The organism is Streptomyces sp. UH6 (genome assembly GCF_013421635.1).
In the GTDB taxonomy this organism is placed as follows: Bacteria; Actinomycetota; Actinomycetes; order Streptomycetales; family Streptomycetaceae; genus Streptomyces; species Streptomyces abyssomicinicus.
Map to the genome: position 1 here is coordinate 1 of NZ_JACADT010001158.1, position 1,629 is coordinate 1,629.

Below are 1,629 nucleotides of genomic sequence, written 5' to 3' on the forward strand. Positions count from 1 at the left end.
GTCGCCGCGGCGGTGGCCGGCCTGGGCACCGGCGGTTACGTGATGTTCGGCGACGGCGCCTCCGCGGCCGGCTCCACGCAGTCCACCGAGGAGCGGCGCAACGCCCCGCTGACCGCCGCCGACGTGTCGGCCGCCGCCGAGACCTTCCTCGCCGCCTGGCAGAAGGGCGACGTCGCCGCCGCCGCCCGGGCCACCTCCGACCCCGAGGCGGCCCGCGTCCACCTGACCGGCTGGAGCGACGAGGCGGGCATCACCGCCGCCTCCTTCACCGCCGGCCGGCCGAAGGGGGACGCGCTGGAGTTCGCGGTGCGGGCCACCGTCACCCACGAGAAGCTGAGCGAGCCGCTGGCCTACGACGGCCGGCTCACCGTGGTGCGCCGGGAGACCGACGGCGAACCGGTCGTCCGGTGGCGCCCCTCGGTCCTCCACCCGGAGCTGAAGGACGACGAACGCCTGGTCACCGGCGAGGCGGGGAGTGCGCCGGTCACGGCGCTGGACCGCGACGGCGGGGAGCTGACCACGGCCGGCCACCCGTCCCTCGGCCCGGTCCTGGAGAGCCTCGCGGAGAAGTACGGCGAGAAGTCCGGCGGCACCCCGGCCGTCGCCCTGCGCGCGGTGCCCGCCGACAGCCTCCAGGACGCGCAGGGCGGCGGGAAGAACGGCGACACCCCGCCGAAGGGGAAGAAGGACGGGGCTGGCAAGGCGGACGGGAAGGAGGCCGAGGGGCGGGAGCTGCTGCTGCTCGCCGAGGCCACCCCCGGTGAGGTGAGGACCACGCTCCACCCCGGCCTGCAGAAGCTGGCCGAGGAGAAGGTGGCCGCCACGCCGCGCTCCTCGGTGGTGCTGATGCGCGCCTCCACCGGCGAGATACTCGCCACCGCCAACTCCGACCCCGAGGTCGACACCGCCCTCCGGGGCTCCCTGGCCCCCGGCTCCACCATGAAGGTGATCTCCTCCGCGATGCTGCTGGAGAAGGGCCTGGCCGCCAACGACCGCGAGCACCCCTGCCCGAAGTACTCCTCGTACGGCGGGTGGAAGTTCCAGAACGACGACAAGTTCGCGATGAAGGACGCCTCCTTCAAGGCGAGCTTCGCCCGGTCCTGCAACACCGCCTTCATCAGCCAGGCGGAGAAGCTCTCCGACGACGACCTCACCAAGGAGGCCCAGCAGGTCTTCGGCCTGGGCCTGAACAACTGGTCGGTGGGTGTCTCCACCTTCGACGGGGCCGTCCCGGTGCAGTCGGACGCCCCGATGGCGGCCTCGCTGATAGGCCAGGGCGGCGTGCGGATGAACCCGCTCAACATGGCCTCGGTCTCCGCGACCGTCGCCGCCGGGTCCTTCCACCAGCCGTACCTGGTGCCGCCCACCGTGGACGGGCGCGCGCTGGCCCAGGCCTCGCGCGGCATGACCTCCTCCACGCTGGGGCAGCTGCGGGAACTGATGCGCTACACCGCGCAGGCGGGCACCGCGGCGGAGCCGATGGCCGGGCTCGGTCCCTCCTACGGCGCCAAGACCGGCACCGCGGAGGTGGAGGGCCAGTCCAAGCCCAACGCCTGGTTCACCGCGTACCGGGGGGACTTCGCCGCCTCCGCGGTGGTCCGCGAGAGCGGCCACGGCGGCGAGCACGCG

1 protein-coding gene is annotated in these 1,629 nt (G+C 74.0%); it reads left to right on the plus strand.

What is annotated here, in order from left to right; genetic code table 11:
* Positions 1–1,629: penicillin-binding transpeptidase domain-containing protein (locus HW445_RS30205; RefSeq protein ID WP_257231385.1), on the plus strand; the 1,629-nt coding region annotated here is incomplete at both ends.